We start from the raw sequence: 21319 nt of genomic DNA on the forward strand, positions 1-21319 counted from the left end.
CATTACCTGCTGACATCGGTCGGGACATCCCGGCCAGTGGCGGGACGGTCCTCTATTCCCTTCGATCCGTAGAGTTGCTAGGCCCGCCGCAAGATTTGCGAAGGACGAGGCCATGAACATCCGCTTCACCAACTCCCGGACCCGGAAGAAGGACGACTTCCGCCCCATAGACCTCGACAACGTGCGGATGTATGTCTGCGGTCCCACGGTCTATGACCGCGCGCACCTGGGCAATGCGCGGCCCGTGCTGGTGTTCGACGTGCTGTTTCGTCTGTTGCGCCATGTCTACGGGCCGGATCACGTCACCTATGTGCGCAATTTCACCGACGTGGATGACAAGATCAACGCCACCGCATTGAAGCGCAAGGAGGCGGGGGCCGAGGGAACGCTCGAAGAACTGGTGCGCGAAAGGTCCGACGAGACCATTGGCTGGTATCACGCGGACATGGATGCGCTGGGCGCCCTGCGGCCCACGCAAGAACCCCGCGCAACCGAGTTCATCGACCAGATGATCGCGATGATCGCCGACCTGATCGACAAGGGCCATGCCTATGCGGCCGAGGGCCATGTGCTGTTCTCGGTCGAGAGCTATGCCCAGTATGGCGCGCTGTCGGGGCGGTCGGTCGAGGACATGATCGCGGGCGCGCGGGTCGAGGTGGCGCCCTACAAGAAGAATCCGATGGATTTCGTGTTGTGGAAGCCGTCGTCGGACGATCTGCCGGGCTGGGACTCGCCCTGGGGTCGGGGTCGTCCGGGCTGGCATATCGAATGCTCGGCCATGAGCCATGCGCTGCTGGGCGAGACATTCGACATCCACGGCGGCGGCAACGACCTGACCTTTCCGCACCATGAGAACGAGATCGCCCAGTCGAAATGCGCCCACCCCGAGGGGGATTTCGCGCGCGTCTGGCTGCACAACGAGATGCTGCAGGTCGAGGGCAAGAAGATGTCCAAGAGCCTGGGCAATTTCTTCACCGTGCGCGACCTGCTGGACCAGGGCATCCCGGGCGAGGTGATCCGCTTTGTCATGCTGTCGACGCACTATCGGAAGCCGATGGACTGGACGGCGGAGAAGGCGCGCGAGGCGGAAGCCACGCTGCGCAAGTGGCGCGGATTGGTGACGGGTGCCCAGCCGAGTGAAGAAGTGAGCCAGTCGGTTCTGGCCGCATTGGCTGACGACTTGAACACTCCCAAAGCGATCGCAGAGCTGCATAGGCTTGCGGACGCTCTAAATCGAACCCAGAGTTCGGAAGCCTCCCAAGCCGATATTGATCTCTTTGCTGCGTCAGCGGGATTGCTTGGTTTGCTTGAAGACAATGCCATGATGGGTTCGTGGGTCTTCGGTGGCGCCGTCGACAAACTGGCTGTTTCACTGCTTCTGGAGAAGTATGAGAACGACTTGTCCCAAGCGCGGGCCGAGGCCATGCAGAGCAAGGACTTTACCGAAGTCGACCGGATGAAACAGGCGCTCATCGAGGCGGGAGTCGAGGTGCGCATGTCGAAGGCGGGCGTGGACCTGGTGCCTGGCGCTGGCTTCGACGCGGCCAAGCTGGAGGCGTTGGGATGACCCGCGAACGCCTCTACCTCTACGACACCACGCTGCGCGACGGGCAGCAGACGCAGGGCGTGCAGTTTTCGACCGCCGAAAAGCTCAAGATCGCCGCGGCGCTCGACGCGCTTGGCGTCGATCACATCGAGGGCGGCTGGCCCGGGGCGAACCCCACGGACTCGGCCTTTTTCGAAGACGTGGGCGAAACGCGGGCGACCATGACCGCCTTCGGCATGACCAAGCGGGCGGGGCGTTCGGCTGCCAATGACGAGGTGCTGGCGGCGGTGACGAACGCGGGGACGCCCGCCGTCTGCCTTGTCGGCAAGACCCATGATTTCCACGTCACCAAGGCGTTGGGGATCACGCTGGAAGAGAACATCGCCAATATCGCCGCCTCGGTCTCTCACCTCGTGGGGCAGGGGCGCGAGGCGCTGTTCGATGCCGAGCATTTCTTTGACGGCTACAAGGCGAACGCGCCTTATGCACTCGACTGCCTGCGCGCGGCGCTGGAGGCGGGGGCGCGCTGGATCGTGCTCTGCGATACCAACGGCGGGACCTTGCCGCATGAAATCGGGCAGATCGTGCAGGATGTGATCGACAAGGGCATTCCGGGCGATCACCTGGGTATCCACACGCACAACGACACGGAAACGGCCGTGGCCGGGTCGCTGGCGGCGATCATGGCCGGCGCGCGCCAGATCCAGGGCACGCTGAACGGGTTGGGCGAACGCTGTGGCAATGCCAACCTGACCGCGCTGATCCCGACGCTGCTGCTGAAAGCGCCTTACAAGGATCTCTTCGAAACCGGCGTCAGCATGGAGGCGCTGGCCGGGCTGACGCGGACCAGCCGGATGCTGGACGACATCCTGAACCGGGTGCCGCAGAAACAGGTGGCCTATGTCGGCGCCTCGGCCTTTGCGCACAAGGCGGGGCTGCATGCCAGCGCGATCCTTAAGGATCCCACCACCTACGAACACATCGACCCCGGGCTGGTGGGCAACCGCCGCGTCGTGCCGATGTCGAACCAGGCCGGGCAGTCGAACCTGCGCCGCCGCCTGTCGGAAATGGGACTGGAGGTCGACAAGAGCGATCCGGCGCTGGCGCGCATCCTGGAACGGGTGAAGGCACGCGAGACCGAGGGCTATTCCTACGACACCGCGCAGGCCAGTTTCGAACTGCTGGCGCGGGACGAACTGGGGATGCTGCCCGAGTTCTTCGAGGTCAAGCGCTACCGGGTGACGGTGGAGCGGCGCAAGAACAAGTACAACCAGATGGTCTCGCTGTCCGAGGCTGTGGTCGTGGTCAAGGTCGATGGCGAAAAGAAGCTGTCGGTGTCGGAGTCGATGGACGAGGCGGGCAATGACCGCGGGCCGGTCAATGCGCTGTCCAAGGCGTTGGCCAAGGACTTGGGCCGTTACCAGGAGGCGATCGACGACATGCGGCTGGTCGACTTCAAGGTGCGGATCACCCAGGGCGGGACCGAGGCCGTGACCCGCGTCATCATCGACAGCGAGGACGGGCAGGGACGGCGCTGGGCCACCGTGGGCGTCAGCGCCAACATCGTCGACGCCAGTTTCGAGGCGCTGCTGGACGCCGTGCGCTGGAAATTGGTGCGCGACGGGGTGCCGGGCTGATGGACTGGGAGGCCTTCTTTACCGTCCACAAGGACCTGCCGCGCGAAGGGCCGGGCAGCGAGGAGGACGTGGCCTGGGCGCTGGAGCTTGCCGCGCTGCCCGAAGGCGCGATGATCTGCGACGCGGGCGCCGGGGCGGGCGGTGACGTGGCCGCATTGGCACGCGTGGGCCGGGTGCTGGCGGTGGACCTGCAGGCGGGCTTTGTCGCGCAGATGCAGGCCCGCTTTGCCGACCTGCCGCACGTGACGGTGCGCAAGGACGACATGGGCCGTATCGCCGATTTCCCCGAGGCGCCCTTTGACATGATCTGGTGCGCCGGGGCGCTTTATTTCCTGGGGCTGAAACCGGGGCTGGATGTGATGCGCGGGGCCCTGAAACCGGGCGGCGTGCTGGCCTTCTCGGAACCCTGCTATTTCACCGAAACACCCGGCGCAGAGGCGCGCGCCTTCTGGGAGGACTACCCGACCCGGGATCGCGCGGGGATCGCCGCCGCGGTGGCCGCGGCCGGGTTCGAGATCCTGGGCACGCGCGATGTCTCTGACGTGGGCTGGGAGGCCTATTACCGACCGATGGAAGCAAGGATCGAAGCGTTGCGCCCCGGGGCCGATGCACGGCTGGCCGAGATGCTGGACCTCTGCGAACAGGAGGCGCGCGACTGGCGCGCGGTCAAATCCGAGACCGGCTATCACCTTGTCGTGGCGCGGCGGCTTTCATGAGCTGGGAAGAGGGTGGCGACCTGTACGCCTGCGCGCAGATCGTCGAACGCGGCGACCCCGAGCGCTTTGTCGCAGCGATGGCAGCGCCACTGCCGGCGCGCGCGGTGCTGATGCCGCTCTATGCCTTCAATGTCGAGGTCAGCCGCGCGCCCTGGGTCACCCAGGAGCCGATGATCGCGCAGATGCGGCTGCAATGGTGGCAGGATGCGCTGGACGAGATCGCCTCGGGCGGGTTCACGCGGCGGCACGAGGTGGTGACGCCATTGGCCCAGGCGCTGGCAGGTGTGGATGTGTCCGGCCTGCAAAGATCCGTGGCCGCACGCGAGGCGGACCTGGAACGCGCCCCTTTCGAGGATGAAACCGCGCTGATCGACTACCTGGATGCGACGGCGGGGCAATTGGCGCTGGCGGCGCTTGCGGCGCTTGGGGCACAGGCGGACGAGGCGGCGGTGCTGGCCCATGCCCGGGCGGCGGCGCTGGCGCGGTATTTGCAGGCGGTACCGGAGCTGGAGGCGCGTGGGAAGCTGCCCCTGCCGGACGGGCGGGCAGAGGCGATCACAGGGCTGGCCCGCGCCCGGCTGGCAGAGGTGCGCAAGGCGCCCTCGTTGCGGACGCTGCGGCGCGCGCATGGCCCGGCCGGGGCGGCTTTGCGGGAATTTGCGCAGGGCAAGCCGCTCTTGGCGCTGGCGGCGCGCGATCCTGCGGCCGTGGGCGAGGGACGGTTGCGGCTCAGCGAGTTTTCCCGCCGCTGGCACCTGCTGACAAGCTGACGGGCCGGGTCACGCCTCTGCCGTGTCGCGGGGGCGCAGCACCAGCCAGATCAGCGCAGCGCCCGCCAGCACGAGGAAGGGCGCCATCGCGAGGTTGACCGCTGTCCAGCCCTGCTGGGCCGAACCGCCCGAACAGTTCATCAATCCGCCCGAGGCCAGCGAGGCAAAGGTCACGCCGCCGAAGACGATGAGGTCGTTCAGACCCTGCATCCGGCCGCGTTCATGAGGTTCATGCGCGCCGGCCAGCATCGAGGTGGCGCCGATGAACCCGAAGTTCCAGCCCAGCCCCAGCAGCACCAGCGCGACAAAGAACTGTTCCAGCTCGACGCCGGACAGGCCCACGACGCCGGCCCCGGCGAGGATCATCAGCCCCAGCGCCATGATCTTTTCGACGCCGAAGCGGGCGATCAGGTGGCCGGTGAAGAAACTGGGCGCGAACATGGCCAGGACATGTGCGGTAACGACATTGGCCGCATCCCCGGTCTCGAACCCGCAGCCCACGACCGCCAAGGGCGTCGAGGTCATAACCAGATTCATCAGCGCATACGAGACGGTGCCGCAGATCACCGCGACAGCGATGCGGGGCGTGGTCAGCAGTTCCCAGCGGGTCCGGCCCTTGGGTGCATCCTCGGAGGGGCGCGGGGGGCGGGGGATGTCGAGGAAGAGGAAGAGCAGCGCGCCGATCACGTTGATGGCCACCACGGCGGCATAGGCGCCCAGGAAGGGCACCACGAAAGCGTCCGAGGTCGCCTTGACCAGCTGCGGGCCGATCACCGCCGAGAGCAGCCCGCCCGCCATGACGTAGGAGATCGCCTTGGGGCGGAACGCGTCCGAGGCGGTGTCGGCGGCGGCGAACCGGTAGAACCCCTGCGCCGACATGTAGGTGCCGGTGATGAGCGACCCCAAAAGGAAGATCGGGAAGGAGGCGATGTAGAGCCCGTAGGCGCCGACCATGCCACCCAGCGCGCCGGCCCCGGCGCCGACGAAAAAGCCCGCGCGGCGCCCGTAGCGCTGCATCAGCGCCGAGACCGGCGTCGCCGAGAGCATCGAGCCCAGCACGATCAGCGAGATCGGCAGCGTGGCGAAACAGGCGTTCGAGGCCAGCGACTGCCCCGCCAGCCCGCCGATGGTGAAGATCATCGGCATCTGCGCGCCGAGGATCGCCTGGGCAAGCACCAGCACGGTCACGTTGCGCTTGGCGCGGCTGTCGGTGGGGGGCACTGTCACGTCACTCATGCGTATGGGTTAGGCGGCGCCGCTTATATGGGCAAGAGAGAATATGTCGCGCTGCGCAACAGGGCGCGCGGCGGTTGGCCGATGACGTGGCGTCATGTCGTCGGAGGATTGCCCGGCATCCTGGGGCGGAAGGGGGGCGCTGCCCCCCGTCTCCCTTCGGTCGTCTCCCCCCGGAGGTATTTGGAGAGAGAAGAAACAGGGACGGCGATTACCCGGTCACTGCCGCGCTGCGGGAGCGGGATGAGGCGCAGCGGGTTTCCCATTCCGGCCGGGCTGTTCTATGGGGGGGCCATGACGGGGATCGTGATCATCGGCGGCGCGGCGGAAGCGCATGACTTGGCCCGGGCCATGCCCGGCGCCCATGTGCGGCTGCCTTCGCGCGAACGCGTCGCGCGGCGCTGGCCCGGGATGGTGAGTTTCGGGCCGGTGACGGCGGAATGGCTGCGCGAGAGCGGTGCCCGTGCGGTGGTGGAGGCCGCGCATCCCTGCGATGCGGAGACGGCCTTTGCCGTGGCGCGGGCGGCGCGCGCCGCCGGTCTGCCGCTGCTGCAGCTGGTGCGCCCGGAATGGCGACCGATGCGGCGCGACCGCTGGGTGCCGCTGCGCGATGTCCGCGCGGCGGCGGCTGTGATCCCGGTGAGCGCCCGCGTGCTGGTGGCCACGGGGCGGGCGGCCCTGCCGGGGCTGCGGGCGCTGCGGGCCCATGTGTTGATGCGGCGCATCGGCGGTGGGCAGGCGCCCTTGCCGTTGCGCCGGGGGCGCTACCTGCCCGCCGATGGACCCTTTACCGTTCACGAGGAGATCCGGCTCTTGCGGCGCGAGCGGATCGACTGGTTGATGGTGCACAACGCGGGCGGATCCGGCGGATGGCCCAAGCTGGAGGCGGCGCGCCGCCTGCATCTGCCGGTGGCCATGATCGCCCGTCCGCGCCGGCCCGGCGGCCCGCGTGTCGCAACTGTGAAGGAGGCCCTGGCATGGCTGAGGATGCATCACCTGTCGGACGACTGATCCGCTCGGACGCCTGCGTGGCCGAGGGGGCGGCGTGGCTGGCCGCGCATGAGCCGCGCTTTGCCTTTGCGCTGGAGCGGACCGGGCCCTTGCCCTTGCGGCTGCGGCCCGACGGGTTCGCGCAGCTGCTGAGCGCCATCGTCAGCCAGCAGGTCAGCGTGGCCTCGGCCCGGGCGATCCAGGCCCGGCTGGAGGCGGCGGGCATGGTCACGCCGGACGCGGTGGCCGCGGTCAGCCATGACGATCTGCGTGCGCTGGGCCTGTCGCGCCAGAAGGCCAGCTATGCCCAGGCGCTGGCCGGGGCGGGGATCGACTTCGACGCCCTGCGCGGGATGCCGACCGAAGCGGTGATCAGGCGACTGGTGGCGGTCAAGGGGATCGGCGTCTGGACCGCCGAGATCTATGCCATGTTCAGCCTCGGACGGGCGGACGTCTTTGCCCCCGGCGACCTGGCCCTGCAGGAAGGGGCGCGGGTACTTTTCGGCCTGCCCGAACGCCCGCGCGAGAAGGCGCTGCGCGAGATGGCCCGCGACTGGGCACCCTGGCGGTCGGTTGCGGCGCGCGCGCTCTGGGCCTACTACCATGTGGAGAAGAACCGCGAAGGGATCGCATGAAGCACGCGTTTATTGCCGTTGGGATCATCGATCTTCGCACCAGGGACAGGGCGCCGCGTGACATCGCCGCCGCCAGGAAGGTCGGCTTTTTCGCGAAAGGCTGACCACAGGATCATCACGGGAGACAGGGTATGACACGAGTATTGCAGACGGGCCGCAAGGGGCCGGTATCGGGAGAGATGCGGTCCTGCGTCGTCTTCCTGCACGGCTACGGCGCCAACGGGGCGGACCTGCTGGGGCTGGCGGATCCGCTGGGCGAACACCTGCCCGACACGCTGTTCGTGGCGCCCGACGCGCCCGAGGCCTGCGCCGGGGCGCCGTTCGGGTTCCAGTGGTTTCCGATCCCCTGGATCGACGGGTCGTCCGAGGAAGAGGCCATGGCGGGCATGGCGCGGGCGGTCGATGACCTGAACGCCTTCCTCGATGCGTTGATGGTCGATGAGGATCTGCTGCCGGAACAGGTGGCCCTGTTCGGGTTCAGCCAGGGCACCATGATGAGCCTTCACGTCGGACCCCGCCGCGAGGACGAACTGGCGGGCATCGTCGGTTTCTCGGGCCGCCTGGTGGCGCCGGAACTGCTGGCCGACGAGTGGAAGAGCAAGCCGCCGATCCTGCTGGTGCATGGCGACCAGGACGACGTGGTGCCGCCGCAATCGCTGCCACAGGCGGCAGAGGCTCTGCAGGAGGCGGGCTTCAAGGAGGTCTTTGCCCATATCATGGAAGGCACCGCCCATGGCATCGCCCCCGACGGGCTGGGCGTGGCGCTGGCCTTTCTGAGGGACAAGTGCGGATTCTGAGGGGCGCGGGCCTGAGAGGGCCCTTGCGTCTGTTTCCGGGCGCTGCGGCAGGGGCCGCCTTCTCGCCGGACCGGACAGGGATCGTGACGCGGGCGCCCGACAACACGGCAATGGCAAGGGATGCGCAGAGAGGGGCTTTGATTGCCACAACTCCGGTCTCTCCGGCGGTCGTGTTCAGAGTGCCGTCTATTTCCCGGACCGGAGATGGATTCTGACCGCCGGCCAAGATGCTGCCCTTCGCATTTGGGGCGCGACTGAGGCCGGGAGACAGATATGCTACACTGTGCCCAGGGGCCGGGCTGCTCCGGTCCTGGCACAGGAAAGTCCCATCCCATGATCATGCGCATCTTCCAGGTCACCATCCGCCCCGGAAAGGAGGCGGCATTCGCCAAGTTCTTTCATGACACGGCCATACCGCTCATGAGGGGCACCGATGGCATCGTCGACGTCTATCCCGGCGCCGCCCGCGACGAGAGCCCGCGCGAGTTTGCCTTTGTCATGATCTGGCGCGACCTTGCCTCGCTCAAGGCCTTTGTCGGCGAGGATTACACCACGCCCCATATCGACCCGGCCGAGGACGAACTGGTCGAGTCCCGGCTGATCCGGCACTATGATCTGGTGGCAGGCTGATCGGGTCATCCCGTGTCTGAACCGGTCGGCGATTTGCCGGAGCCGGCCTGTTTTTCTACCGGATGTTGTCATGGGGCGCTCTTTGCCGCCCGGGGCGGTTTTTGGTTTGCCCGGCCCGGCATTGGGCTGGATCTGCCTTTGCTCGACCCGTCGAGTTCCGGGCGCACCGCCGGTCTGACGGTTTGCATTTGCCAGCGGCGGCTCTGGGCGGCTTTACGGTCGAAGACGCGGACGCCAAGTGCGCCCCGGCGCTCACACCCACATCCGCGCCCAACGCAAAGAGGGTTCCGGGCCTGCCCGGTCGGATGTGGATAAACCGGCACAGCTGTCATATGCCTTTTACCTAGGCAGGCTACTCCTCGTTGCGACCACTCTATCTTGCGAGACTTGCCAGAGGCAAAACGCGAGATATAGTGTTTGTCAGGCTGGGGCGGGTTCCCCGCTCTGGTGCTTACAGGTTGAGCAGGCAGGGCGAGGGAAGAGTCTCTCATGAACAGCGAGTTCAGGACACATTTCGTAAGAGAGCCGGGGGCTCTCAAACACCATCCGGCCTTGGTGCTCAACGCGGATTACCGCCCGCTATCCTATTATCCGCTCAGCCTCTGGCCCTGGCAGGACGCGATCAAGGCGGCCTTTCTCGACCGGGTCGACATCGTGGCCGAGTATGACGAGGTGGTGCGCAGTCCGAGTATGACGCTCAGGATTCCCAGCGTGGTGGTTCTGAAAGATTTCGTCAAACCCCAGAAGCGCGTGGCCTTCACGCGCTTCAATCTTTTTCTGAGGGACGAATTCCGCTGCCAGTACTGCGGCACCAAGGCCGAGCTGACCTTTGACCATGTCATCCCGCGCGCCGCGGGCGGCATCACCAGCTGGGAAAACGTCGTCGCCGCCTGCGCGCCCTGCAACCTGCGCAAGGGATCGAAAAGCCTGCGGCAGGTGAACATGAGCCTGCGCAAGCCACCGCGCCAGCCCTCGGCCTCGGAACTGTTGAACATGGGGCGCCGGTTCCCACCGAACCATCTGCACGAAAGCTGGGTCGATTTCCTCTACTGGGATGCCGAGCTGGAGGCCTGACGCCACCGCGTAGCCAGGGGCGAACGCTGCACTGCGGCCGCGGTCGGACCGTTCCGCGCGTCAGGTGGCGCCCGGCTGGAAGCAGAAGGTATTACCGGACCCGGTGTTGACCACGCAGTTGGGAGTTGCGCCGGGCAGGGGGGCGAGCGGCCAGTATCCCCAGCGGCCGGTTGCGCCATTCACGCGCGGCGTCTCGGCACGGTAATCCAGCGTTGTCCGCGCGCCCGATGGCCAGGTGTGGGTGTCGATCACGCCCCCGTCGGACGTGGCCTCTCGGCTGCGGCTGCAGGGGTCCCGGTCGGTCAGGCTCTGCTCTGCGTCCAGGACGAAACAGAGGCCTGCTGTCTGCGCGGGCTGGCTGCGGCCAGCACGGGGCAGGGCCGCCAGCGGCATCTCACCCGGCCAGGCCATGTAATCCTGCACCAGCCCGAAGAACACCGCCGGGCGCGAGTCGCGCACATGCCCATCGGCCCAGACGGAATCCGCGATCATCGGCTCACCACCCCAGAACTGGCGATTGGCGCCGTATTCGTCATCAGGGTTTATGCGGCGCAGTTCGCAGGTGCCCGCGCCTTCCTGTCCGAAGGCGGTATAGCGGAAGCTGTCCCGGTCGCGGTCGACGGGGGCCGAGGGCAGTTGCAGGCTGCGCGGCCAGTTGTCCGGGTCGCTGCTGACCTGGTCCCAAGCCGAGAGAAACAGGTTCGAACAGGCCTGCCGGATCGCCTGATCCGGCAGTGCGGTCGGGCGGTCCACGCCGAGGATGCCAATGCGCCACCGCGCCGCCTCTTGCACGGTCGTGATATAGGCCATGTCGGTCGCAGGCGTGGCATGCATCCGGGCCGCCAGCGAGGGCGCGAACCGGTAGGTCACGAGGTTGCGAAAGATCAGCTCGCTTACCGCGACGGAGATCTCGTAGGCGCGGGCGACGCTGGCCGCGTCATAGCGGCCTTCGGGGACGATCAAGCTGGGCGCATGAAAGCCAAGCTGCCCGTCGACATGCAGAAAGCGGTTCACCGAGACGCCGTAATCCGTTTCCGTCGAATGGCTGCCAGCCATGAAGACCAGCGCACAGGCGCTTTCGCAGCGCGCGCCGGCCCGGACAACCGTGCCAAGGCTGCCATGCACCAGCCGCGTGAGCGCCATGGCCTCTGTCAGCGACCCGCCCGGACTGTCGAGGCAAAGGTTCATCGGCTTGTAGATGGCGATATTGGGCGGGCCGCCCGCCGGGTCCTCGTTCACGTAGATCGTGTCCGCATAGCGCGGCTGGGACGCGGCCTGCCGGAGCAGCGCCAGAAGGGTGGCGCTGTCGCCTTCGGCGATCTGGCCCTCCAGTGCGATGAGGCAGCCGTAACCCGCGTCCCGTGTCAGCGACAGTTGCGCGGCCTTGGACGCAATCGGCAAGGACAGAAGGATCAGGGAGATCATCAGCAGGCGGTGCATTGGGCGGCTCCTTTCTCTGCGGGGGCCTGTTCGGGGCCGCCCCGGACACAGCAAAGCAAAGCCACCTCTGAAAGGCGAGGGGATTCGTGGCAGGCCTGCATGGTGGGCGGCACTTAGATATTCCGGATATTGCATTTGAGGTTGCGAGGGCGCAAACTGCGGAGGCAGAATCCGAACGAGGGGGACATTCAATGAAACTCAAAGCCGTCGCAGCCAGCGGGATGCTTGCCCTGGCTGCCGCCTGCACCCAGCCCGAGCCGGTCCATGTGCCGGTCGAGTTCGACAAGTACGGCAACGTGGTCGGCGGGACGATCGTGGATGGCAACTATGTGCTGGACGATGGCACCGTCGTCGGCCCGGTCAGCCCGGACGTCAGCGGCGCGAACCGCAATCGCAACCGCGAACGGACCGAACAGCAATACCAGCAGCAGCAGACCCAGCAAAAGAAGAAGGGCGGCTGACCGGCGAGGATCGCTTCCGGTGAACCCGCGCGGCGAAACTCCCTGCCACGAAAACAAGAGGCCCCGCCAATGGCGGGGCCTTTTCACGTCCTGAGATCAAGAGCGTCGTGATCAGTCGTTGCTGGTCGCCGGGGCCGCTGCGGGAGCCTGGGGCGCCGGCTGCTGGCGCTTGCCACCGTTCAGCGGATCGTCCTGGCGCTGCACCGAGCCTTCGAAATGGGCGCCGGATTCGATCGCGATCGTCTTGTGGATGATGTCGCCCTCGACACGGGCGGTGGCGGTCAGGCGGACCTTGAGGCCACGCACGCGGCCCACGATGCGGCCGTTCACCACCACGTCGTCGGCAACAACTTCGCCCTTGATGGTGGCGCTTTCGCCGATGGTCAGGACGTGGGCGCGAATGTCCCCCTCGACCGTGCCTTCGACCTGGATGTCGCCGGTTGTCTTGATGTTGCCCGTCACGTGCAGATCGGCCGACAGCGACGAGGCCGGCGGCTTTGCCTTGGGCGTGGCTGCGGGCTTGTACTCCTGACCGGAGGCTTTCGAGGGCTCGGGCATGGCCGGTTTCGACGTATCGTCGGCCTTGTGGCCGGGCTCATTGATCTTGCTCTTAGAAAACATCTTTCGCAGCCTTGATATAGATCATCGGATTGACGGGTTTGCCGCCGACTCGGACTTCGTAGTGGAGATGAGTCCCGGTCGACCGACCGGTGTTCCCCATATCACCGATCCGATCCCCGCGCGAGACCCTTTGACCCTCCTTCACGCGGATTTTGGACATGTGCGCGTAGCGCGTCTCGATGCCGAATTCATGCTGGATCTTGACCAGCCGTCCATAGCCCGACTGCCAGCCGGCGTGGATCACCACGCCGTCGGCGGTAGAATAGATCGGCGTGCCGTGCGGCGCCGCGAAATCCGTGCCCGCGTGCAACCGGCCCCACCGATAGCCGAAGCCGCTGGTAAAGCGGAAACTGTCCTTGAGCGGCGAGGCGAAAGGCGCCTTCTGGGCGGCGATCCGGTAGAGGTTCAACCGGTCCATCTGGTTCAGGATACGGTTGGCGCGCAGCGTTTCGGGGGAGGTGGCGTCGCCCTTGGTCGAAAAGCTCAGAGGTGTCATCGGGCCGCCCTGGCCGGAATAGCCCTTGCGGACCTCGTTCAGGATGCGGTCGGGGTCCATGCCGGCCTTTTCGAACATCTTGTCCAGCGGCATGACGGAGACGGTCATCGCCTCTTCCAGCTGGCGGAAGATGCGGTCGTTCTTGTCCTCGAGGATCTCGATCTCGGCCTGCATCTCTGCGGCGCGGATCAGCGCCGCCTGGGCGTCGGCGATCACCTGGTCGCGTTCCTCGGCGACGCGGGTCAGCGCCTCGTTCAGCAGCTTGACGGTGGCGTCGTCGCCGCTGGCGCGGGCCAGGGCGACCTCGCCCTTGAGGTCGCTTTCCAGCTCGGCCAATCGGGCGGTCGCTTCTTCGCGCGACTTCATCACCTCGCGCAGCGTGGCCTGGATCACGTCGATCCCGGTTTCCAACTCGCGGCGCTGCGCCTCGGAATTCAGCAGTTCGGTCTGCATGACCGAGATCTGTTTCAGCGCGGCGGCAAAGCGATCCTGCGCGGCCAGCGCCTCGGCGGCGCGCGCGTCGCGCTCGGCCGACAGGGCGTTCAGGCGCTGCTGATAGGTCAGCTGGTCACGCTTGGCCTGGTCGCGAAAGTTCCCGGCGCCGATCGAATCCATCAACAGGATCGAGGTGGCGACGATGCTCCAGCCCACAAGCAAGGTCAGCCCGACAACACCGACCGCCTGCGTTTCCGATCTCAGCCGGATAAAGCGCGTGTCGCTGTCGGACCTCAGAAAGAGCCTGCGTTCCGGAAAGAAGCGCTCTACAAGCGCGTGAAGTCTGATGGTCAGACGTGATCTCACCTGACTGTCCCCTAGTCCCGTCCCAATCAAGGCGCGCATAGTCCCCACTTCGCGGCACCCTGTCGTCGGGCTTACCCCAGCCTTTCACGCAACCGCAAGATTTTTGGCCCTGCGATTCGGTCGCACCGGCGGGAAGGGGCCGAAATGGCAAAAATCCGCCGATTCAACGAGTTCGGTTGGGGATATCTTCGGCAAGGGGCCAGTAGAAATCCGGCGGCAACCCGGCCTCGGCGCGTTTTTCCTCGTTGAAGGGCGGCTTCAACGCGCCTTTGAAGTACGTCCTCACCAACTCGTGAAACACGGTTTTCGGGTCCGCGTCATGCCGGCCACAAAGGAAATGGAACCACTTCGAGCCATAGGCCACATGGCTCACCTCCTCGGCATAGATCGTCTCCAGCGCCGCCACCGCGCTGTCCATCCCGGCCTTGCGGAAGATTTCGATCATGCCCGGCGTCACGTCCAGCCCGCGCGCTTCCAGCACCATGGGCACAACCGCCAGCCGGCCCATGAAATCCTCGACGGTGTCTTCGGCGGCGCGCCACATGCCCGCATGGGCGGGCAGGGCGCCATAATGGCTGCCCAGCTCTTCCAGGCAGTCGCACATCAGGTTGAAGTGCTTGCTCTCCTCGTCCGCGGCCTTGACCCAGTCGTCGTAGAACCCGGCAGGCATCGGCGTTCCGGCAAAGCGCGGGATGATGTCCCAGTGCAGGTCGACGGCGTTCAGCTCGATATGGGCGACGGCATGCAACAGGGCGATCCGCCCCTGCGGGCTGCCGGGCTTGCGCTTGGGCACCTCGCGCGGATCCAGCAGCTCGGGCGCATCGGGCCGCGCGGGCCGCAGCGGTGGCGCCGCCCGGCCCAGCGGGATTTCCTCGCCCGCGGCGCGCGCCGCGAACCACTGCGCCGCATAGGCCCGCGACTTGGCGGTTTTCCGCCGTCCGTCCGCGGTGGTCAGAACGTCTACCGCCATCTCGCAAAGGCTCATCATGAGGCGCCCCTGTCTTCTTCTCTCGGAAAATACCTCCGGGGGTATGGGGGCAGAGCCCCCATGACGCAAGTCCCGGGCGCAGGTGCCGGGATTACAGGGCCTTGGCCGCCTCAAGCACCGCCTCGGCATGGCCGGGGACCTTCACCTTGCGCCATTCCTGCGCGATGCGGCCCTCGGCATCGATCAGGAAGGTGGACCGTTCGATGCCCATGAAGGTCTTGCCGTACATCTTCTTTTCCTTCCAGACGCCGTATTTCTCGCACATGTCCGATCCTTCGTCCGAGATCAGCGGCACGGTCAGCGCTTTCTTGGCCATGAACTTCTCATGGCTGGCGAGCGAATCCTTGGATACGCCGTAGACCTTCACGCCCAGTGCCTCGAACTCCGGCAGAAGCGCGGTAAAGGCTTCGTTTTCCTTGGTGCAGCCCGAGGTGTCGTCGCGCGGGTAGAAGAACAGAACCACCGGTGCGCCTTTCAGGGCCGAGAGCGAGACCTCGCCCGAGGTCGAGGGCAGTGTGAAATCGGGGGCTGTGCTCAGCGCGGTGTCGGACATGGGTGTCTCCTTTGGTGCGTTGCGGTATGATGTGCCATAAAGCTCTGCCAGGAGAGTAAGACAATGGGCGCGGGCTTCCAGTGAGCAGACAGGCCGGAAATCAGGAAAAATCCGCGCCGCCCCGCCGGCGCAGACGCGGGCGGCGGGTTCTCTACGTCCTGGTGGCGCTTTTGGCGGCGCTGGGTGTGGCGGGATATGCGATGGTCGGCCGACCGGTGGATGCGCCCGACTGGGTCCGTGAGCGGATCGAGACACGGATTGCCGAAAGCCTGCCGGGAATCGAGGTCGATTTCGGCCGCATGAGCCTGCTGGTCCAGCGCAGCGGCCTGGCCCGGGTGATCCTCTGGGACGTGGAAATCCGCAATCTCGATGGCGCGACGGTGGCGCAGCTTTCGGACATCGAGGCGGGCCTGTCGCCCGCCGCTCTGCTGAATGGGCAGGTCGACCTGCGCGAGGCACAGGTCTCCGGCGCCTTCGTCACCCTGCGGCGCGATGCGGACGGGCGGCTGGGCCTGTCGTTGGGCGATGCCTTTGCCGCCAGTTCCGAAATGCCCGACATCGGGCAGATCATCGCTCGCATCGACACGGTCATGGAGGATCCGCGGCTGGCGGGACTCACCTCCTTCGAGGCGGACGCGCTGACCCTGCGCTTCGAGGACCAGCGCGCGCGGCGCGGATGGACCGCCGATGGCGGGCGGCTGCGGCTGGCGCGCGAAGACGGTCGGCTTGCCCTGTCCGGCGATGTGGCGCTGCTGTCAGGCGGCGACGGCGTGGCCACCGTCGAGGTCGAGGCACAAAGCCCCATCGGCCAGCAGAGCCTGGATTTCGGTATCATCCTGCACGGGCTTGCCGCGCGCGATATCGCCACGCAAAGCCCGGCATTGGCCTGGCTCGAGGAACTGGATGCGCCGATCTCGGGCGCGTTGCGCTCGGGCCTCGATGAAAGCGGCGCGCTGAATCCGCTGGAGGCCTCGCTGCGGATCGGCAAGGGCGCGTTGCAGCCCACCGCGGCCACCCGCGCGCTGCCCTTCGACAGCGCCGAGACCGCCTTTACCTACACGCCCGCAGAGGGGCTTTTGCGGTTCCAGCGCATTCGCCTGGCCTCTCCGCTGGGCAAGGTGACGGCGGCGGGGACCGCACGGCTGAACGGGATCGAGACCGGCTGGCCGCAGGGGCTGACCGGGCAGTTCACCCTGAGCGACATGGCGCTTGCCAAGGGCGCGCTGCTGGACCGCGAGATGAGCCTGTCGGGGGCCGAGGCCGCCTTCAAGGTGCGGCTCGATCCTTTCGAGGTCACGCTGGGTGAGCTGCGCCTGACCGATCCGACCTATCCATTGCGCGCCTCGGGCCAGCTTTCGGCGCAGGCCGAGGGATGGCGGCTGGCGCTGGACACGCAGATAGAGAAGACGACGCCGGAGCAGGTTCTGGGCTTCTGGCCCGAGGAGCTGCATCCGGGCACCCGCCGCTGGGTCGTGAACAACGTGCACGGCGGACGCATCGAGGACGTGCAGTTCGCGCTGCGCGCCGAACCCGGCGCGGACCAGCCCAAGACCTATATCGACTTCGCCTTTTCCGAGGGGCTGGCCACCTTCAACCCGCGGATGCCGGGCCTGAGTGACGCCGCAGGCCGGGTGACGATCTACGACGGGCGGCTTGGCCTGCGGCTGGAGGCGGGCACCACCGATGCCGGGCATGGGCCGATCGACCTGGGCGGGTCCGAGTTCGTCATCGGCGATCTGCGCGTCAAACCCGCGACCGGCGAGGTGCGCCTGCAGGCGCGGGGCAGCATCACCGCCGCGCTCTCGTATCTCAACAACGAGGCCTGGCGGCTGATCGACAAGGCCGACCGGACCGTCGACATGGCCAGCGGGCGGGCGCGGGTGTCCGGGCGGATCGCGCTGCCGCTGGTCCGGGGGCTGACGCTGCAGGACGTGGCGCTGAACCTCGAAGGCACGTTGCGCGACGTGGACGCGCCCACGGCCATCCCGGGCAAGCCTCTGACCGCCGACCGGCTGGCCTTGAGCGTCACCAACAAGGCGGTGGCGCTGGAAGGGGCGGTCATGGTCGATGGTATCCCGGCCACGGGCCGCTGGGCGCGGCCCTTCTCGGGCTCCGGAGGAGAGATCGACGCCGAGGTGACATTGACGCCCGAAAGCATTGCGGCGCTGGGGATCGGCCTGCCGCCGGGCACGGTGCGCGGCAGCGGCAAGGGGCAGTTGCGCATCGACATGCCACGCGGTGCCCCGGCGCGCTTTTCGCTGACCAGCGACCTGGCGGGGATGGGCCTGTCAATGCCGCAACTGGGCTGGGACATGGCACCCGGCGAACGCGGTCGTTTTTTCGTCGCCGGCCTGCTGGGCGAGGTGCCGACCATCGAGCGGCTGGAGTTGCAGGGCGCCGGGCTGGAGGCCGAGGGCCGCGTGCTGCTGACGGCGCAGGGCGGCTTTGACCGGCTGGAACTGGCGCGCCTGACGGTGGGCGACTGGCTGGACGTCAGCGGGCGCCTGCGCGGGCGCGGTGCCGGGGCGATGCCGGCGATAGAGGTCGGATCTGGCAGCGTGGACATGCGGCGCGCGCCCTTCACCTCCAGTTCCGGTGCGGCGGGGAACGGTGACGGGGGGCCTGGGGGCGGCGCGCCTCTGACCCTGACGCTGGACAGCCTGCGCCTGACCGACAGCATCGTCTTCGAGGACTTCCGTGCCGATTTCGACACGACGCGCGGGCTGAACGGGCGGTTCGACGCGCAACTGGGCGGGCGCACGCTGGTCAAGGGGCTTGCCGTGCCGCAGCGGGGCGGCACTGCCTTCCGCGTCACCGGAGAGGACGCAGGCGACGTCCTGCGGGCGGCCGGGCTTCTCAAGACCGTGCGCGACGGCACCTTTCAACTGGATATCGCGCCGGTCCGGGGCCAACCGGGCAGCTACGACGGTCTCATGCGGATCGAGGAAACCCGCCTGCGCAAGGCCCCCGCCATCGCCGCCCTGCTGGACGCGGTCAGCGTGGTCGGGGTGCTGGATCAACTCAACGGGCCGGGGATCTTCTTTACCGATGTCGAGGCGCGGTTTCGGCTGACGCCCAGCCGGGTCATCATCAGCCGGTCAAGCGCGGTCGGCCCCTCGATGGGGATCTCGCTGGACGGGTATTACGACCTCGCCACCGGGCGCATGGATCTGCAAGGTGTGCTGTCGCCGATCTACCTGATCAACGGCATCGGCCAGATCTTCTCGCGCCGGGGCGAGGGGCTGATCGGCTTCAACTTCAACCTGCGTGGCTCGGTCGATAACCCGCGTGTTGCGGTCAACCCGCTTTCGGCCTTCACCCCGGGCATGTTCCGTGACATCTTCCGCCGGCCTCCGCCCAAGCTGTCACAGTGATTCCAACGGGTTGCCTCATGAAGCTCAGCGATTTCGATTTCGATCTGCCGGATGGGCTGATCGCCACGCGGCCCGCGCGCCCGCGCACCTCGGCCCGGCTGCTGGTGGCCGAGGGCGATGCGATCACCGATGCGCATGTCACCGACCTGGTGGACTGGCTGCGCCCGGGCGACCGCCTGGTTCTGAACGACACGCGGGTGATCCCGGCGCGGCTGCAAGGGGTCCGGCGGCGCATGTCCGACGCCGGAGAGACCGAGGCAAGGATCGAGGTCACGCTGCTGGAGCCGCGCGCCGGCGGCACATGGGCGGCGCTGATCAAGCCGCTGAAAAAGGTGCGCGACGGTGAGGAAATCATCTTTTCCAATACCTTGAGCGCAACTCTTGAGGCGCGTGACGAAGGGCAGGGCCTGCTGCGCTTCAACCTCGAGGGGGATGATTTCGACGCCGCGCTGAACGCCGCGGGCGCCATGCCGCTGCCGCCCTACATCGCTGCCAAACGCCCCGCCGACGCGCAGGACCGCGAAGACTATCAGACGGTCTGGGCCCGGCATTCGGGCGCGGTTGCCGCACCCACCGCATCGCTGCATTTCGACGACGCGCTGCTGGCGCAACTGCGTGACATGGGCGTGGCCTTCACCCATGTCACCCTGCATGTGGGGGCGGGCACCTTCCTGCCGGTCAAGGTCGAGGACGTGACCACCCACAGGATGCACGGCGAATGGGGTGAGGTCAGCGAAGAGGCCGCCGCCGAGATCGCCGCCACCCGCGCCGCGGGCGGGCGGATCATACCCGTCGGCACCACCGCGCTGCGCCTGATCGAGACGGCCGCAAGGGGCGGCGAGATCGCGCCGTTCCGGGGCGTGACGGACATCTTCATCTATCCCGGTTTCACCTTCAACGTGACCGACGCGCTGATGACGAATTTCCACCTGCCCAAATCGACGCTGATGATGCTGGTCTCGGCGCTGATGGGACCGGAACGCATCCGGGCGATCTATGCCCATGCGGTCGAGACCGAGTACCGTTTCTTTTCCTACGGGGATGCCTCGCTTTTGATCCCGCCCGCGGGCTGAGGCGCCGCGCGGGCGTTCCGCATCGGTCACAGAGCGGTCGCGGCAGGAAACCGCGTGCCGTGAGCCTGCCGGGAAAAGTCGCAGCAATTCGCCAAGCGATGACGCTTTTGGTTCCCCTGCGACACAGAATCGGGCAGGGCGTCGCCAATGGCCATCCGGCAGTGGTGCGCCGTTTTGCAGTATGCCGAAGAGAAAGGGCAAACCGTTGATCCATGTGCTGAAAAATTCCTGGGCGCTGCTCCTGGGCATGTTGCTCCTGATGATCGGCAACGGGCTGCAGGGCTCCTTGCTGGGTGTGCGCGGCGCGGCGGCGGGTTTCTCCGCCGGCACCATGTCGATTGTCATGGCGGGCTATTTCGCCGGGTTCCTGCTGGCCTCGCGGACCGTTCCGGGAATGATCCGGCGTGTCGGGCACGTGCGGGTCTTTGCCGCGCTGGGGAGCTTCGTCTCGGCGGTGCTGATCCTGTTTCCGGCGGTGCAGGACCCGATTGCCTGGACTTTCGGGCGGCTGGTTCTGGGGTTCTGCTTTTGCGGAGTCTACGTGACCGCCGAAAGCTGGCTGAACAATGCCGCGGACAATGAAACCCGCGGTCAGACCCTGTCCGCCTACATGATCGTGCAGATGGCCGGCATCATCGTCAGCCAGGCCCTGCTGGTGGTCCCGGATGCGAGCGGGTTCCTGCTCTTCGTGATCCCTTCGGTGCTGGTCTCGATCTCCTTTGCGCCGATCCTGCTGTCGATCTCGCCGACCCCGGCCTTCGACTCCTCCAAGCCGATGACCCTGCGGGAGCTTTACGGCGTTTCGCCGTTGGGCATGGTGGGCATGTTCTTCCTCGGCGGTGTCTTTGCGGCGCAATTCGGCATGGCCGCAGTCTATGCGACAGAGGCCGGGCTGACGCTCAGCCAGATCTCGATCTTCGTGGCCTCCTTCTACGTCGGCGCGGTCGTGCTGCAGTATCCGCTGGGCTGGGTGTCTGACCGGGTCGACCGGCGCTGGCTGATCATGCTGGTGGCCGCGGGCGGTGCCGGGGCCGCGATCCTGGCCGCCGTATCGGGCGGGGCCTTCGCGGTGCTGGTGGCCGCGGCCTTTGTCATTGGCGGTTGTTCCAACCCGCTCTATTCGCTGCTGATCGCCTATACCAACGACTTTCTCCAGCCCGAGGACATGGCCAGCGCCTCTGCCGGGTTGCTCTTTGTCAACGGGCTGGGCGCCATCGCCGGGCCGCTGATCATCGGCTGGGTCATGGAAGTCGCCGGGCCGGAAGCCTTCTTCATGCTGATCTTCGCGCTGCTGGCGCTGATCTCGCTCTACGCGCTCTACCGCATGACGCAGCGGGCCGCGCCCTCGGTCGAGGATACCGGCGCCTATGCCCCGGTCATGCCCTCATCGACCCCGGTCGCCGTCGAGGTGGCGCAGGAATACTTCATCGGTCAGCAAGAGGACGACGAAGCCGGCGCACAATGACTGTCAGAACCTGTCAGAA

At 66.9% G+C, this 21319-nt stretch carries 19 protein-coding genes; 13 read left to right on the forward strand and 6 right to left on the reverse strand.

Annotated elements, in window-relative coordinates:
* Positions 1–112 precede the first annotated feature (112 nt).
* Genes cysS through ACQY5B_RS08345 form a run of 4 tightly spaced genes read left to right on the forward strand, consistent with a single transcriptional unit; the run spans position 113 to position 4669 of the window.
* Positions 113–1567, forward strand: coding sequence for a cysteine--tRNA ligase (gene cysS, locus ACQY5B_RS08330; protein ID WP_420325630.1), 1455 nt, complete (start codon positions 113–115; stop codon positions 1565–1567).
* Positions 1564–3183, forward strand: a complete 1620-nt coding sequence (gene cimA / locus ACQY5B_RS08335) for a citramalate synthase (protein ID WP_420325629.1) — start codon at positions 1564–1566, stop codon at positions 3181–3183. Before cysS ends, cimA begins: the two co-directional genes overlap by 4 nt.
* Entirely contained in the window at positions 3183–3899 is a 717-nt protein-coding gene (locus ACQY5B_RS08340; RefSeq protein WP_420325628.1) for a class I SAM-dependent methyltransferase, read from the forward strand. The genes cimA and ACQY5B_RS08340 overlap by 1 nt, the downstream gene beginning before the upstream one ends.
* Positions 3896–4669 (forward strand): squalene/phytoene synthase family protein, encoded by a 774-nt coding sequence (locus tag ACQY5B_RS08345; protein WP_420325627.1) that lies wholly within the window; start codon positions 3896–3898, stop codon positions 4667–4669. The genes ACQY5B_RS08340 and ACQY5B_RS08345 overlap by 4 nt, the downstream gene beginning before the upstream one ends.
* A gap of 9 nt (positions 4670–4678) precedes the next feature.
* Here ACQY5B_RS08345 and ACQY5B_RS08350 read toward each other — a convergent pair whose 3' ends face one another.
* Positions 4679–5905 carry an MFS transporter gene (locus ACQY5B_RS08350; protein ID WP_420325626.1) on the reverse strand — a complete coding sequence of 409 codons (1227 nt, stop codon included), beginning with the start codon at positions 5903–5905 and terminating at the stop codon, positions 4679–4681.
* A 291-nt stretch (positions 5906–6196) separates the two neighbouring features.
* Between ACQY5B_RS08350 and ACQY5B_RS08355 the strand changes: the two genes are divergently transcribed.
* From ACQY5B_RS08355 to ACQY5B_RS08375, 5 genes are all read left to right on the forward strand, one after another.
* Positions 6197–6913, forward strand: coding sequence for a precorrin-6A/cobalt-precorrin-6A reductase (locus tag ACQY5B_RS08355; protein ID WP_420325625.1), 717 nt, complete (start codon positions 6197–6199; stop codon positions 6911–6913).
* On the forward strand, positions 6880–7527 hold the full coding sequence (locus ACQY5B_RS08360; protein WP_420325624.1) for a DNA-3-methyladenine glycosylase family protein: 648 nt from the start codon (positions 6880–6882) through the stop codon (positions 7525–7527). Before ACQY5B_RS08355 ends, ACQY5B_RS08360 begins: the two co-directional genes overlap by 34 nt.
* A gap of 131 nt (positions 7528–7658) precedes the next feature.
* Complete coding sequence (locus tag ACQY5B_RS08365; RefSeq protein WP_420325623.1) at positions 7659–8324, forward strand: alpha/beta hydrolase; 666 nt, start codon at positions 7659–7661, stop codon at positions 8322–8324.
* Positions 8325–8657: 333 nt separating this feature from the next.
* Positions 8658–8954 carry a putative quinol monooxygenase gene (locus ACQY5B_RS08370; protein WP_420325622.1) on the forward strand — a complete coding sequence of 99 codons (297 nt, stop codon included), beginning with the start codon at positions 8658–8660 and terminating at the stop codon, positions 8952–8954.
* A gap of 489 nt (positions 8955–9443) precedes the next feature.
* Positions 9444–10028 (forward strand): HNH endonuclease, encoded by a 585-nt coding sequence (locus tag ACQY5B_RS08375; protein WP_305968514.1) that lies wholly within the window; start codon positions 9444–9446, stop codon positions 10026–10028.
* Positions 10029–10088: 60 nt separating this feature from the next.
* On the opposite strand, the gene ACQY5B_RS08380 is transcribed toward ACQY5B_RS08375, so the two are convergent.
* On the reverse strand, positions 10089–11468 hold the full coding sequence (locus tag ACQY5B_RS08380; RefSeq protein WP_420325621.1) for a COG3904 family protein: 1380 nt from the start codon (positions 11466–11468) through the stop codon (positions 10089–10091).
* Between the two features lie 191 nt (positions 11469–11659).
* Between ACQY5B_RS08380 and ACQY5B_RS08385 the strand changes: the two genes are divergently transcribed.
* Positions 11660–11929 carry a hypothetical protein gene (locus tag ACQY5B_RS08385; RefSeq protein ID WP_420325620.1) on the forward strand — a complete coding sequence of 90 codons (270 nt, stop codon included), beginning with the start codon at positions 11660–11662 and terminating at the stop codon, positions 11927–11929.
* Positions 11930–12040: 111 nt separating this feature from the next.
* On the opposite strand, the gene ACQY5B_RS08390 is transcribed toward ACQY5B_RS08385, so the two are convergent.
* The 4 genes from ACQY5B_RS08390 to ACQY5B_RS08405 all read right to left on the reverse strand — a co-directional run bounded on the left by ACQY5B_RS08390 (position 12041) and on the right by ACQY5B_RS08405 (position 15388).
* Positions 12041–12550 (reverse strand): bactofilin family protein, encoded by a 510-nt coding sequence (locus tag ACQY5B_RS08390; protein ID WP_305968511.1) that lies wholly within the window; start codon positions 12548–12550, stop codon positions 12041–12043.
* The gene (locus ACQY5B_RS08395) at positions 12540–13847 is read right to left on the reverse strand and encodes a M23 family metallopeptidase (protein WP_305968510.1); all 1308 of its coding nucleotides are present in this window, start codon (positions 13845–13847) and stop codon (positions 12540–12542) included. The genes ACQY5B_RS08390 and ACQY5B_RS08395 overlap by 11 nt, the downstream gene beginning before the upstream one ends.
* A 163-nt stretch (positions 13848–14010) precedes the next feature.
* On the reverse strand, positions 14011–14835 hold the full coding sequence (locus ACQY5B_RS08400; protein ID WP_420325619.1) for a ferritin-like domain-containing protein: 825 nt from the start codon (positions 14833–14835) through the stop codon (positions 14011–14013).
* 91 nt (positions 14836–14926) lie between these two features.
* A complete protein-coding gene (locus ACQY5B_RS08405; protein ID WP_305968508.1) occupies positions 14927–15388 on the reverse strand; it encodes a peroxiredoxin in 462 nt (153 codons plus the stop codon).
* Between the two features lie 80 nt (positions 15389–15468).
* Here ACQY5B_RS08405 and ACQY5B_RS08410 point away from each other — a divergent pair, with 80 nt between their 5' ends.
* The 3 genes from ACQY5B_RS08410 to ACQY5B_RS08420 all read left to right on the forward strand — a co-directional run bounded on the left by ACQY5B_RS08410 (position 15469) and on the right by ACQY5B_RS08420 (position 21300).
* A complete protein-coding gene (locus tag ACQY5B_RS08410) occupies positions 15469–18762 on the forward strand; it encodes a YhdP family protein (protein ID WP_420325618.1) in 3294 nt (1097 codons plus the stop codon).
* Positions 18763–18779: 17 nt separating this feature from the next.
* Positions 18780–19835: a tRNA preQ1(34) S-adenosylmethionine ribosyltransferase-isomerase QueA gene (queA, locus tag ACQY5B_RS08415; protein WP_305968506.1), complete on the forward strand. Its 1056-nt coding sequence runs from the start codon at positions 18780–18782 to the stop codon at positions 19833–19835.
* 181 nt (positions 19836–20016) lie between these two features.
* Positions 20017–21300, forward strand: a complete 1284-nt coding sequence (locus ACQY5B_RS08420) for an MFS transporter (RefSeq protein WP_371931740.1) — start codon at positions 20017–20019, stop codon at positions 21298–21300.
* Positions 21301–21319 lie beyond the last annotated feature (19 nt).

This window comes from Antarctobacter sp. (assembly GCF_965277915.1).
Taxonomy (GTDB): Bacteria; Pseudomonadota; Alphaproteobacteria; order Rhodobacterales; family Rhodobacteraceae; genus Antarctobacter.

Excerpts from the sequence above, each read along its gene's own strand:
- cimA (WP_420325629.1), top strand. The coding sequence starts at position 1,564 with ATGACCCGCGAACGCCTCTACCTCTACGACACCACGCTGCGCGACGGG.
- ACQY5B_RS08340 (WP_420325628.1), top strand. The coding sequence starts at position 3,183 with ATGGACTGGGAGGCCTTCTTTACCGTCCACAAGGACCTGCCGCGCGAA.
- ACQY5B_RS08365 (WP_420325623.1), top strand. The coding sequence starts at position 7,659 with ATGACACGAGTATTGCAGACGGGCCGCAAGGGGCCGGTATCGGGAGAG.
- ACQY5B_RS08405 (WP_305968508.1), bottom strand. The coding sequence starts at position 15,388 with ATGTCCGACACCGCGCTGAGCACAGCCCCCGATTTCACACTGCCCTCG.
- ACQY5B_RS08360 (WP_420325624.1), top strand. The coding sequence starts at position 6,880 with ATGGCTGAGGATGCATCACCTGTCGGACGACTGATCCGCTCGGACGCC.
- ACQY5B_RS08375 (WP_305968514.1), top strand. The coding sequence starts at position 9,444 with ATGAACAGCGAGTTCAGGACACATTTCGTAAGAGAGCCGGGGGCTCTC.
- ACQY5B_RS08350 (WP_420325626.1), bottom strand. The coding sequence starts at position 5,905 with ATGAGTGACGTGACAGTGCCCCCCACCGACAGCCGCGCCAAGCGCAAC.
- ACQY5B_RS08390 (WP_305968511.1), bottom strand. The coding sequence starts at position 12,550 with ATGTTTTCTAAGAGCAAGATCAATGAGCCCGGCCACAAGGCCGACGAT.
- ACQY5B_RS08355 (WP_420325625.1), top strand. The coding sequence starts at position 6,197 with ATGACGGGGATCGTGATCATCGGCGGCGCGGCGGAAGCGCATGACTTG.
- cysS (WP_420325630.1), top strand. The coding sequence starts at position 113 with ATGAACATCCGCTTCACCAACTCCCGGACCCGGAAGAAGGACGACTTC.
- ACQY5B_RS08420 (WP_371931740.1), top strand. The coding sequence starts at position 20,017 with ATGCCGAAGAGAAAGGGCAAACCGTTGATCCATGTGCTGAAAAATTCC.
- ACQY5B_RS08400 (WP_420325619.1), bottom strand. The coding sequence starts at position 14,835 with ATGATGAGCCTTTGCGAGATGGCGGTAGACGTTCTGACCACCGCGGAC.
- ACQY5B_RS08345 (WP_420325627.1), top strand. The coding sequence starts at position 3,896 with ATGAGCTGGGAAGAGGGTGGCGACCTGTACGCCTGCGCGCAGATCGTC.
- ACQY5B_RS08385 (WP_420325620.1), top strand. The coding sequence starts at position 11,660 with ATGAAACTCAAAGCCGTCGCAGCCAGCGGGATGCTTGCCCTGGCTGCC.
- ACQY5B_RS08380 (WP_420325621.1), bottom strand. The coding sequence starts at position 11,468 with ATGCACCGCCTGCTGATGATCTCCCTGATCCTTCTGTCCTTGCCGATT.
- queA (WP_305968506.1), top strand. The coding sequence starts at position 18,780 with ATGAAGCTCAGCGATTTCGATTTCGATCTGCCGGATGGGCTGATCGCC.
- ACQY5B_RS08370 (WP_420325622.1), top strand. The coding sequence starts at position 8,658 with ATGATCATGCGCATCTTCCAGGTCACCATCCGCCCCGGAAAGGAGGCG.